The organism is Stappia sp. G46H5W, assembly GCF_058448995.1.
In genome coordinates this window covers 832,484-846,314 of sequence record NZ_JBZFLL010000001.1, presented here as the reverse complement: position 1 = coordinate 846,314, position 13,831 = coordinate 832,484, and the positions used below count along the sequence as shown (strand labels likewise).

Sequence of the window (13,831 nt, the reverse complement as noted above, 5' to 3'; positions counted from 1 at the left end):
TCGCGTTCTGCAGGATGCGCGTTCCAGGACGACTTTTGCCTGTAGCGCGGCTGTGTCTACAGCCTGGGGGGATGGCCCGGCCAAGTCAAGCCACCGGCGATCCTCATCGGTGGACGATCCCCGGTCGGGCCGAAGCCGTCAGAGCCCGAGATCGGAAAGTCCGGGATGGTCCTCCGGACGGGGACCGGGCGCCCAGTGGAACTTCCGGTCCTCTTCCCGGATGGGGAGGTCGTTGATGCTGGCGATGCGGGTCTGCATCAGGCCGTGCTCGTCGAACTCCCAGTTTTCGTTGCCGTAGGAGCGGAACCAGTTGCCGGCGTCGTCGCGCCATTCATAGGCGAAGCGCACGGCGATCCGGTTCTCCGTGAAGGCCCAGAGCTCCTTGATGAGGCGATAGTCGAATTCGCGGGCCCACTTGCGGGTGAGGAACGCGGCGATCTCCGTCCGGCCCGTCGGGAACTCGGCGCGATTGCGCCATCGGCTCGCCGGCGTGTAGGCGAGGGCGACCCGCTCCGGGTCGCGGCTGTTCCAGGCGTTCTCCGCCATGCGCACCTTCTGCTCGGCGCTCTCACGGGTGAACGGGGGGAAGGGAGGGCGGCTTTCGGCCTTTGCAGACTGTGACATGTCGTGTGGTCCTCGGGTGCAGGTCGCAGGGTGTGACGTTCGGGACGCGGGGAGGGGTCGCCGCCGGTCAGGCGCCGGCCTCGTCCCAGGAACCCGTCATGCGCAGGAACGGCGAGAGCCCGTCCTCGCGGCTGTGCCATCTGAGCGTCGTTGCGGCGGTGCGATGGACGACGCGGCGGGGCCGGAATGTCCAGCGCCGCTCGCTTCCCTCGAAGGCGCGGCCCGCCGGCTCCTTCGGGATCACCTGCGCCTCGCCGGTCAGCTGCAGCAGGTCGCCTGTCTCGAAGTCGACAAACAGGAGCCCCGCCTTGCCGTTCGCAAGGATATTGCCGAGCGTGTTGAAATGCAGGTTTCCCGCGAAGTCCGGAATGGTCAGGACGTCGTTCTCGCCCACATGGACGAAGCCCGGCTTGCCGCCGCGATGGGAAACATCCACCTGCCGCGCCCCGTCCTCCAGATCGACATAGCTGGCGACGAAGAACGTGTCGGCGCGAGCGATCATCTCCCGGGCCGCCCGGTCCAGTTCGTCCAACTCCCTGCTCTCGGGACGGACACCGGGCGCATCCTGGCCGATGGTGACGTCGCGCAGCTGGATGTATTTCGGGCAGTTGCCGAAACTGTGCTCCACGCTCACGGTGAAACCGCCGGGGCCGACGCTGGCGAGCCGGCCGTTCATGCGGTTGCGCCGGCGTGTGTGAAGCTCGACGCCCAGCAGCCCGATACCGGCGCCGCTCGCCAGTCCCAGGGCGGCGGGGTCGTCTTCGTCCATGCCCGCCCGCACCTGCAGGGTGAGCGGATCGGGCGAGGTCGCAAACCCCGCCGGTCCGCTCACCAGGCTGGCCCAGACGTCTCCGGCATGGTCGACGGCGCCGACCAGCAGGAACGGCAACTGTTCGAAGAAGGCTCGGTGCTGGTCGGGCATGTAGCGGCGCACGACCCGGCGCCCCAGCGCGTCCATCCGCTCCGCCGCGCCTGCCTGTCGCTGCAGGGCCAGCTCGCCCTCGTGAAAGGGCGAGGCGGATACCGCCGTCTCGTCGTGGTTCGTCATGGCGACTGTTCCTCGTCCTCTCATCGGGGGGGGGGGGGCGTCCTGTCCGCTAGCTTGCCGCGGCAAGGCCGACAGGCGTTGCCTGGAACGGCACGAAACCGGGAAGCGCCTCGATGCGCTCCAGCCAGGCCAGGACATGGCCGTAGGGGGCAAGGTCGACATTGCCCTCGGGCGCGCGTGCCACGTAGCTGTAGAGGGCGATGTCGGCGAGGGTCGGCCGGGAGGCCGCCAGCCAGTTGCGATCCTGCAACTCGCTGTCGAGGACCTTCAGGATCGCGTGGGCGCGGGAGATGACTTCCTCGGCGTCGAACCTGGCACCGAACACCGTGACCAGACGCGCTGCGGCCGGGCCGAAGGCGATCTGGCCCGCCGCGATCGACAGCCACCGCTGCACGGCTGCAGCCCCCGCCGGATCTTCGGGCAGCCAGTCGGTCCGGCCCGCCTTCTTCGCCAGATAGACCAGAATCGCGTTGGAATCGGGCACCAGAGTGCCGTCGTCGTCCAGCAGCGGCACCTGTCCCAGACGGTTCAGCTGCAGGTAGTCCGGGGCCTTGTGGGCACCGTTGGCGAGATCGAGTTCGACGAGATCGACCTCGAGCCCCAGGAGCGAGCAGAACAGATGCGCGCGGTGCGAGTGGCCTGAGAGCGGGTGATGATAGAGCTTCATGGCTGGGCTTTCCTGCTGAAGTGGATGAGCCCGATATTGGTTGTTTCTCTATTCGCGTGAATATGATGAATTAAAAATGGTTCATTCCATTTTTAGGAATAGTGAGGGCGTCATGGACCGTTTTCTGGCGATGAGGGTCTTCTCCAAGGTCGTCGAGACGGGAAGCCTCGCCCGCGCCGGCCGCGAACTCAACATCAGCCCGCCGGCGGTTACGCGTGCGATTGCCGGGCTGGAGGAGGCCATCGGCACGCGTCTGTTGATCCGGACCACCCGGAAGCTGACGCTGACGGAGTCCGGGCAGCGCTACATCGAGGACTGCCGCCGCATCCTGATGGATCTGGAAGAGGCCGAGGCTGCCGCTGCGGGCGCCTTCTCGCAGCCGACCGGCACGCTGACCGTGTCCGCTTCGGTTCTTTTCGGGCGCATCTACGTCTTGCCCATCCTGACCGAATATCTCGACCTGCACCCGGAGGTCGCCGCAAGGGCGCTGCTTCTCGACCGGGTCACCAACATGGTCGAGGAAGGGATCGACGTTGCCGTCCGGATCGGACAGCTGCCCTTGTCGAACCTCAGTGCGGTCAAGGTCGGGACCGTCAGGCGGATCGTCTGCGGTGCGCCGGATTATCTGGAACGCCACGGCACGCCCCGCACGCCCGAGGATCTCGCCGGGCATCGTATCGTGGCGGCGACCAGCGTCTGGACTTCGCCGGAATGGCGCTTCGGCAAGGAGCAGAAGACCTCGGTCCGCGTTTCGCCGCGCCTTGTCTGCAACACCAATGAAGGGGCGATCGAGGCGGCGATGCGAGGCTGGGGCCTGACGCGGGTGCTGTCCTACCAGGTCGCGCCGCTTGTGGCCGAAGGAAAGCTGGTCCCGGTCCTCAGCGACAGCGAAGAGGAACCGCTGCCGATCCACATCGTGCATCCGGAGGGGCGCCGGGTCACGGCCAAGGTGCAGGCCTTTGTGGAGCTTGCCTCAAGGCGCCTCAGGGACAATCGACTTCTCAATACCAGGTGACAGGAAAGGCCGGAGACGTGCGGCAAGCCGGGGCCGCGCGCCCGGTCCCTGCCATCCCGTCGTGAGGTCGCGCTGCTCGCGTCCGTTACTCCAGTGGCACGGCCGCGCCGCGCTTCAGGGTGCCGAGCGCCACGCGCGTGCGAAAGCGGCGGATATTCGCGTTCTCGCTGACCATGCGGTGCATGAGGCCGTCATAGTCTGGGATGTCGCGCGCGGCGATCACGAGCACGAAATCGCTGTCACCGGTGACGTACCAGGCTTCCTGGACGGCTCCCTCGCGCATGATCCAGCGTTTGAAGGCAGCCAGGAGTTCCGGCCGTTCGCGCTCGACCTCGACATCGACGATCATGCTCAGCGGGTACCCGGCGGTTCCCGGATCGACAATCGCGACCTCTGCGGAGATCGCGCCGCTCTCGCGAAGGCGCGCGATGCGTCGCTGGACCGCCGAAGGCGAAAGGCCGATCTCTGCGCCGATCTTGTCGGCGGACAGGCGCGCATTCGCCTGCAGCAGGGCGAGTAATCTCCGGTCGAGTTGATCGAGGGTCTGCGGCATTTGCGCGTTGATCTCCAAACATGCGCGTGAAATGCGCGTCATTTGATCAAAGGATCGGGAAAATTCCTGAGATTGCGAAAATATAGTTCGCGAACGCCCGGCTTGGAGAACAATTCGGCGACTGCAGTCACGTCGCACCCGATGCCGTCGCCGGTATCTCCTCGACTTTCTCCGGAGATTGGATTTGCAACTTTTCTATCAGACGCATTCGCCCTATGCCCGCAAGGTCCTGGTCTTCGCCCACGAGGTCGGCCTTGTGCCCCGACTGAACGTCGTTCATCACGAAACCAGTCCCACCCGGCAGAATGAGCAGGTCTTCAGGGTGAACCCGCTCGGAAAGGTGCCGGTTCTCGTCTGCGAAGATGGAACTGCGCTCTTCGATTCTCCGGTCATCTGTGAATATCTCGATGAGCTGCACGACCGGCCGAAGCTTGTCCCCTCGCAAGGGCCGGCACGCTGGGAGGCGCTTCGCCTTCAGGCGTTGGCCCAAGGCATCTGCGATGCGGGGATCCTGCTGCGCTGGGAACAGGAACGGCGACCGCAGGCATTCCGCTACGCTCCGTTTGCCGACGGGCAGGCCGAAAAGCTTGTGGAGTCTTACGAGTTCATCGAACGCGCCATCAGCTTGGAAGGTCCTGTGACCGTTGGACATATCGCGCTTGCGACAGCGCTCGACTGGATCGTGTTCCGTCAACTGCCTGTCTTCGGAAATTACCCCAGGCTGATGGCCTGGTACGGTGAATTTATCCTGCGGCCGTCGATGCAGGCGACGAGTTACAGCGGGAAAACGCAAGACTGAGCAAGATGATGCGTTTGCCGATGTAATGCGCAGGCGGCTATGGGCTTTCGTGCCCCGCGATGTGCCGCTCTGCCGTTTCGCGCAGGATCGCGCAAAGCTCGGCGGCGGCCGGCGAGGGGGCTTCCGCGCTCAGCAGCCTCACCTCGATCGGCGGCAAGTCCGGCAATCCTTGTTCCAGACGGTCGATCTCCCGCAGGTCCGCCGGAATGCGGTGCCGCGTGCGCGCCGTGATGCCGTGGCCGGTCCGCATCGCGGCCCACAATCCCGGAAGGCTCGGCGTCGTCAGCGCCAGCCGCCAGGAACGCCCGGCCTGGTCGAGGCCGCGCAGCGCCGTCTGGCGAAACAGGCACGGATGATCGAACAGCACGAGCGGCAGCGGGTCTTTCGTCTCCCGGCTCGCGTCCGTTCCGATCCATACTAACGGCAGCGTGGCGATCTTCTCGCCGTGTCCCTCGGACCCTTGCGGGAAGAAGGCGAGGGCGGCATCGAGCCGCCCGGCGTGCACCTCCTGCGCCAGCGTGTGGTTGCGGCCTGCGCGCACCTCCACATGGGTGCCGGGATGTCCACCGGCGAAGGCCTGCAGCGTATCCGGCATCACATCCTCGAAGAAGTCCTGCGGCAGTCCGAGCCGGATCGCGGCGGGCGACGCGGCGGCGCCCAGCCGGTCCAGCGCCGCATCGTTCAGCGCCAGGATCCGCCGCGCATGGGCGAGCAGCGTCTCGCCGGCCTCCGTCGGCACCAGGCCGCGGCCGCTGCGCCGGAACAGGACCTGCCCGGTCTGCTGTTCCAGCTTCTTCAGATGCATGCTGATCGCCGATTGCGAGCGGCCCAGCACAGAGGCAGCCCGCGCGAAGCTGCCGAGCTCGATGCCCGCAACCATGCTGCGCAGCGCATCCATGTCGAGATTGGCCTTAATCATCCCGAAATCCTGAAATGACGATCCCATATTATCCGATACTCGAAAGGTGCGCAGCACGCTAGCTTCGGCCATGCTGAAAGGCGAAGCGAGCAAGGCGAACGGGAGAGCGGGATGCGTGTCGGGTTTGTCGGTCTTGGCGTGATGGGGCAGCCGATGGCGCTCAATCTGGCGCGGGCGGGCGTCGATCTGCTGGTGTGGAACCGCACGGCCGAGCGCTGCGCCCCCTTGCGCCAGGCCGGCGCGCGGGTGGCGGGGAGCGCCGCCGACGTGTTCCGGAACGCGGACGTGATCATCCTGATGATGGCGAACGCTGCGGCCAGCGATGCGGTGCTCGGCCGGGGCACGGAAGGCTTTGCCGGCACCGTCGCCGGGCGGCTGATCGTTTCGATGGGCACCAGTTCGCCGGAGTGGTCGCGGGGGCTGGACGCCGACATCCGCGCGGCCGGGGGGCGCTATGTCGAGGCGCCGGTCTCCGGCTCCCGCGTGCCGGCGGAGGAGGGGCAGCTGGTCGGCATGCTGGCGGGCGGCGACGACGACGTTGCGATGCTGCGCGAACTCTTGCGGCCCGTTTGCCGCGAGACGATCCCCTGCGGCGCCGTGCCGGGCGCGCTCACCATGAAGCTGTCGGTCAATCTGTTCCTGATCACCATGGTCGCCGGCCTTGCCGAGGCCTTTCATTTCGCTGAGCGGCAGGGCGTGGATCTGCAACGTTTTCAGGCGGTTCTCGATGCAGGGCCGATGGCCAGCGCCGTCTCCCGGATCAAGCTCGCCAAGCTGTGCGCCGGCGACTTCTCGGTACAGGCGGCGATCTCTGACGTGAAGATGAACAGCGGGCTCGTCGCCGAGGCTGCGCGCAGCGCCGGGATCGCCGCGCCTTTGCTCGATGCGGCCGACGCGCTTTTCAACGAGGCGGAGAGGCTGGGCCTCGGAAAGCAGGACATGGCCGCCGTGGTCCAGGCGATCGCGGCCCGCACCGACGGCGGGCCGCAAGGCGCCTGATCAGGTGCCCGAATAGGCCGGCACCCGCCGCTCGACCCAGGCGCCGAGACCTTCGTGAATGTCGTTCGTCGCGGCCATCCGGGCGAACTGCTCGCCCTCGGCCAGCAGGCCTTCGGCGATGGTCATGTTGAGGCCGCGGGTGACGGCGGCGATGATGCCGGCCACCGCCAGCGGCGAGTGGCGCAGGATCCGGTGGGCGAGGGCGCGTGCGCGGCTCATCACCTCGCCGGGCGGCACGACGGCGTTGACCAGCCCCATCTCGAGCGCCTGCCCGGGGCCGAACGGATCGCCGGTCAGGAGCAGCTCCAGCGCGCGTTTGCGGCCCGCAAGCCTAGGCAAACGCTGGGTTCCGCCGAAGGTCGGCGGGATGCCGATGGCGATTTCCGGCTTGGCGAAACGGGCCTGGGAGCTGGCGACGGCCAGGTGCGCGGCCTCTGTGATCTCGCAGCCACCGCCATAGGCAAGGCCGTTGACCGCGACGATCACCGGCTTGGGGAAAGCTTCGAGGCGGGCGGTCATCGCCTGGCCGCGGCGGACGAAATCGCGTACCGCGCGGGCCGGGCCGAGCCGTACGCTTTCGCGAAACTGCGGAATGTCGCCGCCGGCAGAGAAGGCGCGCTCGCCGGCGCCGGTCAGGATCACCGCCTTGATGCGGGTGTCGAGCTCGATCTCCTCCAACCGCTCCAGCAGCCGGTCGGCCATCTCGTAGTTGATCGCGTTGAGCTTGTCCGGGCGGTTCAGGGTCAAGGTGGCGATGCCGCCGTCGATATCGCACAGCACGGTGTCGGACATGGGGTTCTCCTCGTCGGTCCAGTGGCGCCCATGCTGGGCCGCAGGCGCGCCGGACACAAACGAGGAAAGCTTGCTTGAAATGACTGAAGTTCACTCGAGAAAGGGTGCGGCCTCGCCCTTCAGCCAGCGCAGGAAGGCGGCGATCTCGCGGCGCGGCTCGTGGCCGGAGGGCAGCAGGGCCCAATAGCCGGTGCGCACGGGCACGGGCGGGCAGCCGGCCAGCGGCGAGAGGACGGGGGAGGCGGGAGAAGACGGAGCGGGGGCAGCAGGAGCAGAGGAAGGGAGCGCGGGGGAAGAGAGCGCACCGGCGCAAAGCGGCAGGCGGGCAAGGGCGATGCCGAGCCCTTGCGCGGCGGCTTCCAGCGCCAGGTCTACCGTGTCGACATGAAGGCCGCGGCCCGCAGGCGGCGGCGTGTCCGTTGCCGCCGAAACCCCTCCGGCAAACCAAGCCGCCCAGTCGTGCTCGACCGTCGCCACATGGATCAGCGGCGCCCGTGCCCAGTCGATCCGCCCCTCGCGCTGGGGCAGGCGGGCGGCGAGATCGGGATGCGCCACCGGCTGCAACGCCTCGCGGAACAGCAGCTCGGAGCGCGCCGACGGCCAGGGCGCGGGGCCCATGCGAATGGCAAGGTCGACGCCGTCGAGCGGAAAGACCGCCTGCCGGTGGCTGGTGTCGACATGCAGGTCGATCTCCGGGTGCCGGCCGCGAAACCGGCCGAGCCGCGGCACCAGCCAGCGGCGGGCGAAGGTCGGGGCGACGCTGACGCGGATCCTGCGGGCGCCGAGCAGCGGCGACACCCGGTGCGCGCCGGTGGCGATCATCGACAGACCCTCGCTGACATAAGGCAACAGGTCCTCGCCGGCGGCGGTGAGCGCGACCGAACGTCCCGACCGGTCGAACAGCGGCGCGCCGAGCCAGGTTTCCAGCGTGTCGATGCCATGGCTGACGGCGGACGGGGTGAGGCCGAGCTCCTCGGCTGCCTGCTTGAAGCTGGCGTGCCGGGCAGCGGCCTCGAACAGGCGGAGCGAGGCAAGCGGCGGCAGGCGCAGGCCCATGGGCGTCTCCCCTTGGAAATGAATTTCTCTCATTTAAATGCCGGAAAACCGCACCGGGCAAAGGAAATTTGGGCAGGCCGCCCCACCGCGTCGGCAGGCTGGCCGGAAGGCCTTGTCCCCGATTGCGAGACTTGCGACGTTTTTTGCAAAAACCCGTCTCAATTCTCGCGAAAATCGATGCGGACCGACGCAAATTCCCGAAATCGGCGAAACCCGGCGTGTTGAGACCGAGTCTGCCTCCGGGGTGTCGGCCCGCTCACGCCCCCTTGCGAATGAAGACGGCGTCTTCCCAGTCGGGCTGGACGCGGGGATAAAGTGTGACGACGTCGGGGTCGTGGCCGGGCAGGATCTCGCAGCCGGCCTCGATCAGCTCGTGCAGCACGCGGTAGCCCTCGACCGTCCGGTAATAGTCGGCGAAGACCGGAAAGATCTGGCCGTCGGTCAGGTAGCGGCGCAGGTGCAGCGCGTCCGAGGCGATGACCAGCGGCGTCTCGCCGTCGACCACCAGGATCTGCAGCCCCTTCGAGTGACCGCCGACGAGGCGGGCGGTCAGACCCGGCAGCAGCGTGTAATCCCCCTCGTGGAAGCGCACCCGGTCGCGATAGACCATCTCTACCGCCGTCTTGACGTCCTCGACCGCGAAGGGCTTGCGCATCCGGGCGTGGCACATGCAGCGCCCGGTCGCATAGGCCATCTCCGCGTCCTGCAGGTGGATGGTCGCGTTCGGAAAGTGGCGCAGGTTTCCGGCGTGATCGTAGTGCAGGTGGGTGATGAAGACGTCGGTGACGTCCTCCGGCTCCACGCCGATGCGCTTCAAGGCCTCGACCGGGTGGGTCAGCAGGATCCGCTGGCGGGCGGCGCCTTCCTCCGGCGCGAAGCCGGTGTCGACGAGCACGGTCCTATCCCCGTTGCGGCACAGCCAGATATAATAGTCGAGACGGGCCTCGCCCTCGTGCGGGTCCGGATCGAGCACCGCATGGTTCCCCGGCAGGTCCTTGGTGGCATAGCGCAGCGCGATCACCTCCCAGGGCTTGGCCGGCCCCTTGAGGGACTGCGCGCGGCCGGGTGCGGGGAAGCCGGGGATCTTGCTGGTCGTCGTCACGGGAACCTCCCTCCCTTGTCTGCCCGCAGGCCGGTGCCGCAAAAGGGTGCGGCAAACGGAAACGGGCAGGTTGTCTGACAATCTGTCATTTTCGGTCTATACTCGCCGGCGAGCCAGATGTCTAACATCGAGCGCAGCCGCATTCGGATATGCTATGGAACGCGGAGCAACCGGTGCGCGACAGGCCGGACGGAAGAAAGTGGAATCGATGGAACAGGCGAGACTGCGAATCTCGAAACAGCGCGCGACGATTCGGCATCTGGTAGAGGAAAAGATGCGCGAGCTGATCGCCACCGGTCATTTCAAGCCGGGCGACCGTCTCATCGAACGCGAACTCTGCGAGACATTCGATGTCGGCCGCACATCGGTGCGAGAGGCACTGCGTCAGCTGGAAGCGGAAGGCCTGATCCGCACCGAGCCGCATCGCGGTCCCATCGTCACCAAGGTCTCCTTCGAGGAGGCGCAGCAGCTCTATCAGCTGCGTGCGCTGCTGGAAGGGTTTTGCGGCGCCGAATTCGCCGCCAAGGGCTCCGACGAGGAGCACCAGCGGCTGCATGCGGCCTGCGAGGCTTTCGCGGCGGCAGCCGAGGGAAAGGCCCCGACCGAGCAGCTGGTCGCGCGCAAGGCGGAGTTCTATCGCTGTCTGATCGCGGGCGCGCGCAATATCTATGTCGAGGACATGCTGACCTCGCTGCACAACCGCGTCTCGATGCTGCGCGCAACGACGATGACCCAGCCGCACCGGCTGCCGAAGAGCGTCGAGGAAATCCGCGACATCACCAAGGCAATCTGCGCCCGCGATGCCGAGTGGGCACGCCGCGCCAGCATCACCCACGTGGAAGAAAGCAGCAAGATCGCCCTTCAGCTGCTGAGCGACGCGGAAGTCGCCTGAGGGGGGGCTTTCTCTGCGGTTCCTTACCACTGCTCTGGCAGCCAATGGGCCCCGGGTCGCGCTTCGCTTGCCCGGGGTGACGGCTGAGGGGGGCGGGTGACGGCCGAGGGGATGCGGGGTCGTGCCTCCGTCTCAGGAGGTCATCCCGGCCGCAGGCGAAGCCGGAGAGCCGGGACCCATTGGCACCCTCGGCAGGTGTGAGGCGGGAGTGCATCGCCACCTCCTCGGCTGTCACGCCTGCGCAGGCAGGCGTCCAGTATCCGCTGGGGCAGATGGTGGCGCAAAGCTAGCCGCCGCCGGCGGTTCGGCGGCAGGGCTGAGGCCCGACTTCAACCGTTCGAGTGTACTGGATCCCGGTCTTCGGCTTCGCCGAAACCGGGATGACATCCTGTGGTCGGGGTTTGTGCGGGCGTGTCCTTCCCACCGCTCTGGCAGCCAATGGGCCCCGGGTCGCGCTGCGCTTGCCCGGGGTGACGGCCGAGGGGATGTGGGGCCGTGCCTCTTTCTCGGGGACGGCCGAGGGGATGCGAGGCCGTTCCTCCCTCTCGGAGGTCATCCCGGCCGCAGGCGAAGCCGGAGAGCCGGGACCCATTGGCACCCTCGGCAGGTGTGAGGCGGGGGTGCATCGCCACCTCCTCGGCTGTCACGCCTGCGCAGGCAGGCGTCCAGTATCCGCTGGGGCAGATGGTGGCGCAAAGCTAGCCGCCACCGGCGGTTAGGCCGCAGGGCCGAGGCCCGACTTCAACCGTTCGAGTGTACTGGATCCCGGTCTTCGGCTTCGCCGAAACCGGGATGACATCCTGTGGTCGGGGTTTGCGCGGGCGTGTCCTCACCGCCGCTCTGGAAGCCAATGGGCCCCGGGTCGCGCTTCGCTTGCCCGGGGTGACGGCTGAGGGGGTGCGGGGACGGCCGAGGGGATGCGGGTTGACGGCCGAGGGGATGTGGGGCCGGGCCTCCGTCTCGGGCTGAGGTTCAAGCTTTCTCCCAACCCGGCGTCCCCCAACCTGCGCCTCCCAACCGCCTCCCGACCTCCCGCCTGATGCCCTTTCGGCCCGCGTCTTGTGCGGTTTCGCGCCTGTGTCGCGATGGTGCCGCGGCAGGTTTGCCTGCAAGCGCAGGCACTTGCGCGACTGATTGACAGATTGTCTGATAATCTGATAATGCCGCCCTGTCAGTTATGCAGAGGCTGAAAGCCAGGGAGTTACAAAAATGGTCGAGCAAACGGTCGCCGCGAAAATCGCCTTCATCGGCCTTGGTCGGATGGGGCTGCCGATGGCGGTCAACCTGGTCTCGGCCGGCTATCAGGTCACCGGCTACGACCGCTCGAAGGAGGCCGGCGCGGCCTTCGCCGCCAAGGGCGGCACGGCGGCGGACAGCGCCCGTGCGGCAGCAAGCGGCGCCGAGATCGTCATCACCATGCTGCCGACCTCGGCCATCGTCGCGTCCTGCCTCGTCGGCGAGGAGAACGCGCTGGCGGACGTGGCGCCGGGCGCGCTGGTGATCGACATGAGCTCGTCGGTGCCTGCCGACACGCTGAAGCTCGCCGAAGAGCTGAAGGCGCGCGGCCTCTCGCTGGTCGATGCGCCGGTCTCCGGCGGCGTCGGCAAGGCCATCGACGGCACGCTGGCGATCATGGTCGGCGGCGAGGCGGGCGATGCGGCCCGCGCCGAGCCTGTGCTGAAGGCGATGGGCGACCGCATCTTCCTCGCCGGCAAGCTGGGCGCCGGCCATGTGATCAAGGTGCTGAACAACTACGTCTCGGCGGCCGGTGCGCTGGCCGCGGTCGAGGCGCTGATCGTCGGCCGCGAGTTCGGCCTCGACGAGGACGTGATCACCGACATTCTCAATGCCTCGACCGGGCGCAACAACACGACCGAGAACAAGGTCAAGAAGTTCATCCTGTCGGGTGCCTTCAACTCGGGCTTCGATCTGGCGCTGATGTCCAAGGATATCGGCATCGCGGCCGGGCTCGCCGGCGATCTCGGCCTCGACATGAAGCTGCTGGCGCGCACGTCGCAGGAGTGGAACGCGGCGACGGACGAACTGCCGGCCGGTGCCGACCACACCGAGATCTACCGCTATGTCGACGGCGGCTCGCGCCGTGGCTGACCTGCTCGCCACCCTTGTCGGCCGCCTTCAGGCCGCCTCCGGCGATCCGGAGCTGACCCGGTTGTCGCCGGGCCTCGCCGTGGCGCTGTCGATCCGTTCGGGCGGCGCGCGCGCCGTGCTGTGGATCGAGGAGGGCAGGGTGGAGCCGGCGGGCGCGGGGATCGTCGCCGATATCGAGATGCGCCTCGGCGAGGGCGTGCTGGAGAAGATGCTCCAGGTGCCGCCGCCGCCGCGCCACCAGGGCTTTACCGCTCTGCAGATCGCCAATCCGGATGTCGAGGTGACGGGCGATGCGCTGGGCCTTGCCAGGGCGCGCGCCGCGCTGGAGCGGCTGTTCGAGATGGCACTGGCCGCGCCCGAGCTCGCAGCGCCGAAGCGCACCCGGCGCATCGAGGGCGTCACCGGGCGCAGGATCACGCTGAACTGCACCGAAGGCCCGCTGGAGATCCACACGGAGATTGCGGGCCGCAAGGGCGCGGTGCCGCTGGTCTTTTTGCACACGGCGGGGGCGGATGCGCGCCAGTTCGAGGCGCAGATGGCCGACAGCGCGCTGGGCGATGCCTATGAGCTGCACGCGCCGGACATGCCCTTCCACGGGCGCTCGATGCCGCCGCTCGGCTGGGACGGCGCGCCCTACACGCTGACGGCGGACCGCTATCTCGACTGGGTGAAGGCCTATCTGGCGCAGGTCGTCGGCCGGCCGGCGATCCTGGCCGGCTGCTCGATGGGTGCGGCGGTGACGCTGGTCTGCGCGGCCCGTGTGCCGGAGCTGCTGCGCGGCGTGCTGCCGATCGAGCCGCCTTACCGCTCCAAGGGGCGGATCAACCGAGGCCAGAACGACGTCGGCGTCCATGCCGGCCTGCACAACGGCGCCTTCGTGCGCGGGCTGATGGCGCCGACCTCGCCGGAAGGTTATCGCCGCCGCGCCGCCTGGATCTACTCGCAAGGCGCGCCGGGCGTCTATCAGGCCGATCTCGGCTTCTATTCGCTGGAGTTCGACGGCGAGGAGATCGCCCCGATGGTCGACGCCGCCCGCCTGCCGGTGGTGCTGCTGTCGGGCGCCTACGACTACTCGGCAACGCCGGACGACGGCGCGCGGCTCTGCGCCCTGATGCCGGGCGCGCGCCAGATCGTCATGCCCGATCTCGGCCATTTCCCGATGACCGAACATCCCGACCTTTTCGCCGGCTACCTGGATCAGGCGCTGGCGCTTCTCGCCGCCGGACCCGGCGCCCCCTCTCACTCGTGAGCAACTG

The 13,831-nt window shown here is 67.8% G+C and carries 14 protein-coding genes; 6 read left to right on the top strand and 8 right to left on the bottom strand.

The annotated features are described in order from the left end of the window. Window positions 1–138 precede the first annotated feature (138 nt). From ACVJ6E_RS03415 to ACVJ6E_RS03405, 3 genes are all read right to left on the bottom strand, one after another. Complete coding sequence (locus tag ACVJ6E_RS03415) at window positions 139–624, bottom strand: nuclear transport factor 2 family protein (protein WP_120268898.1); 486 nt, start codon at window positions 622–624, stop codon at window positions 139–141. 67 nt (window positions 625–691) lie between these two features. Then, complete coding sequence (locus ACVJ6E_RS03410) at window positions 692–1,672, bottom strand: PNPOx family protein (RefSeq protein ID WP_120268899.1); 981 nt, start codon at window positions 1,670–1,672, stop codon at window positions 692–694. Window positions 1,673–1,721: 49 nt separating this feature from the next. Further along, the gene (locus ACVJ6E_RS03405; RefSeq protein WP_120268900.1) at window positions 1,722–2,339 is read right to left on the bottom strand and encodes a glutathione S-transferase; all 618 of its coding nucleotides are present in this window, start codon (window positions 2,337–2,339) and stop codon (window positions 1,722–1,724) included. A 112-nt stretch (window positions 2,340–2,451) separates the two neighbouring features. Between ACVJ6E_RS03405 and ACVJ6E_RS03400 the strand changes: the two genes are divergently transcribed. Next, complete coding sequence (locus ACVJ6E_RS03400; RefSeq protein ID WP_120268901.1) at window positions 2,452–3,354, top strand: LysR family transcriptional regulator; 903 nt, start codon at window positions 2,452–2,454, stop codon at window positions 3,352–3,354. Window positions 3,355–3,439: 85 nt separating this feature from the next. On the opposite strand, the gene ACVJ6E_RS03395 is transcribed toward ACVJ6E_RS03400, so the two are convergent. Continuing rightward, a complete protein-coding gene (locus ACVJ6E_RS03395; RefSeq protein WP_120269265.1) occupies window positions 3,440–3,907 on the bottom strand; it encodes an Lrp/AsnC family transcriptional regulator in 468 nt (155 codons plus the stop codon). Between the two features lie 184 nt (window positions 3,908–4,091). Between ACVJ6E_RS03395 and ACVJ6E_RS03390 the strand changes: the two genes are divergently transcribed. Continuing rightward, window positions 4,092–4,706 carry a glutathione S-transferase gene (locus ACVJ6E_RS03390; protein WP_120268902.1) on the top strand — a complete coding sequence of 205 codons (615 nt, stop codon included), beginning with the start codon at window positions 4,092–4,094 and terminating at the stop codon, window positions 4,704–4,706. 37 nt (window positions 4,707–4,743) lie between these two features. On the opposite strand, the gene ACVJ6E_RS03385 is transcribed toward ACVJ6E_RS03390, so the two are convergent. Continuing rightward, complete coding sequence (locus ACVJ6E_RS03385) at window positions 4,744–5,625, bottom strand: LysR substrate-binding domain-containing protein (protein WP_120268903.1); 882 nt, start codon at window positions 5,623–5,625, stop codon at window positions 4,744–4,746. Window positions 5,626–5,652: 27 nt separating this feature from the next. Here ACVJ6E_RS03385 and ACVJ6E_RS03380 point away from each other — a divergent pair, with 27 nt between their 5' ends. Next, the gene (locus ACVJ6E_RS03380) at window positions 5,653–6,624 is read left to right on the top strand and encodes an NAD(P)-dependent oxidoreductase (RefSeq protein ID WP_491676407.1); all 972 of its coding nucleotides are present in this window, start codon (window positions 5,653–5,655) and stop codon (window positions 6,622–6,624) included. Here ACVJ6E_RS03380 and ACVJ6E_RS03375 read toward each other — a convergent pair whose 3' ends face one another. From ACVJ6E_RS03375 to ACVJ6E_RS03365, 3 genes are all read right to left on the bottom strand, one after another. After that, the gene (locus tag ACVJ6E_RS03375; RefSeq protein ID WP_120268905.1) at window positions 6,625–7,416 is read right to left on the bottom strand and encodes a crotonase/enoyl-CoA hydratase family protein; all 792 of its coding nucleotides are present in this window, start codon (window positions 7,414–7,416) and stop codon (window positions 6,625–6,627) included. A gap of 90 nt (window positions 7,417–7,506) precedes the next feature. Further along, the gene (locus ACVJ6E_RS03370; protein ID WP_120268906.1) at window positions 7,507–8,472 is read right to left on the bottom strand and encodes a LysR substrate-binding domain-containing protein; all 966 of its coding nucleotides are present in this window, start codon (window positions 8,470–8,472) and stop codon (window positions 7,507–7,509) included. Window positions 8,473–8,728: 256 nt separating this feature from the next. Further along, entirely contained in the window at window positions 8,729–9,574 is an 846-nt protein-coding gene (locus ACVJ6E_RS03365; protein WP_199681163.1) for an N-acyl homoserine lactonase family protein, read from the bottom strand. 274 nt (window positions 9,575–9,848) lie between these two features. On the opposite strand from ACVJ6E_RS03365, the gene ACVJ6E_RS03360 reads away from it, so the two are divergent. The 3 genes from ACVJ6E_RS03360 (at window position 9,849) to ACVJ6E_RS03350 (ending at window position 13,824) form a co-directional block, all read left to right on the top strand. Beyond that, window positions 9,849–10,466: a GntR family transcriptional regulator gene (locus ACVJ6E_RS03360; protein WP_199681164.1), complete on the top strand. Its 618-nt coding sequence runs from the start codon at window positions 9,849–9,851 to the stop codon at window positions 10,464–10,466. Window positions 10,467–11,675: 1,209 nt separating this feature from the next. Then, complete coding sequence (locus tag ACVJ6E_RS03355; RefSeq protein ID WP_120268908.1) at window positions 11,676–12,575, top strand: NAD(P)-dependent oxidoreductase; 900 nt, start codon at window positions 11,676–11,678, stop codon at window positions 12,573–12,575. Next, window positions 12,568–13,824, top strand: coding sequence for an alpha/beta fold hydrolase (locus tag ACVJ6E_RS03350; RefSeq protein ID WP_199681165.1), 1,257 nt, complete (start codon window positions 12,568–12,570; stop codon window positions 13,822–13,824). Before ACVJ6E_RS03355 ends, ACVJ6E_RS03350 begins: the two co-directional genes overlap by 8 nt. Window positions 13,825–13,831: the final 7 nt, after the last annotated feature.

Excerpts from the sequence above, each read along its gene's own strand:
- ACVJ6E_RS03415 (WP_120268898.1), bottom strand. The coding sequence starts at position 624 with ATGTCACAGTCTGCAAAGGCCGAAAGCCGCCCTCCCTTCCCCCCGTTC.
- ACVJ6E_RS03410 (WP_120268899.1), bottom strand. The coding sequence starts at position 1,672 with ATGACGAACCACGACGAGACGGCGGTATCCGCCTCGCCCTTTCACGAG.
- ACVJ6E_RS03405 (WP_120268900.1), bottom strand. The coding sequence starts at position 2,339 with ATGAAGCTCTATCATCACCCGCTCTCAGGCCACTCGCACCGCGCGCAT.
- ACVJ6E_RS03400 (WP_120268901.1), top strand. The coding sequence starts at position 2,452 with ATGGACCGTTTTCTGGCGATGAGGGTCTTCTCCAAGGTCGTCGAGACG.
- ACVJ6E_RS03395 (WP_120269265.1), bottom strand. The coding sequence starts at position 3,907 with ATGCCGCAGACCCTCGATCAACTCGACCGGAGATTACTCGCCCTGCTG.
- ACVJ6E_RS03385 (WP_120268903.1), bottom strand. The coding sequence starts at position 5,625 with ATGATTAAGGCCAATCTCGACATGGATGCGCTGCGCAGCATGGTTGCG.
- ACVJ6E_RS03375 (WP_120268905.1), bottom strand. The coding sequence starts at position 7,416 with ATGTCCGACACCGTGCTGTGCGATATCGACGGCGGCATCGCCACCTTG.
- ACVJ6E_RS03370 (WP_120268906.1), bottom strand. The coding sequence starts at position 8,472 with ATGGGCCTGCGCCTGCCGCCGCTTGCCTCGCTCCGCCTGTTCGAGGCC.
- ACVJ6E_RS03360 (WP_199681164.1), top strand. The coding sequence starts at position 9,849 with ATGCGCGAGCTGATCGCCACCGGTCATTTCAAGCCGGGCGACCGTCTC.
- ACVJ6E_RS03355 (WP_120268908.1), top strand. The coding sequence starts at position 11,676 with ATGGTCGAGCAAACGGTCGCCGCGAAAATCGCCTTCATCGGCCTTGGT.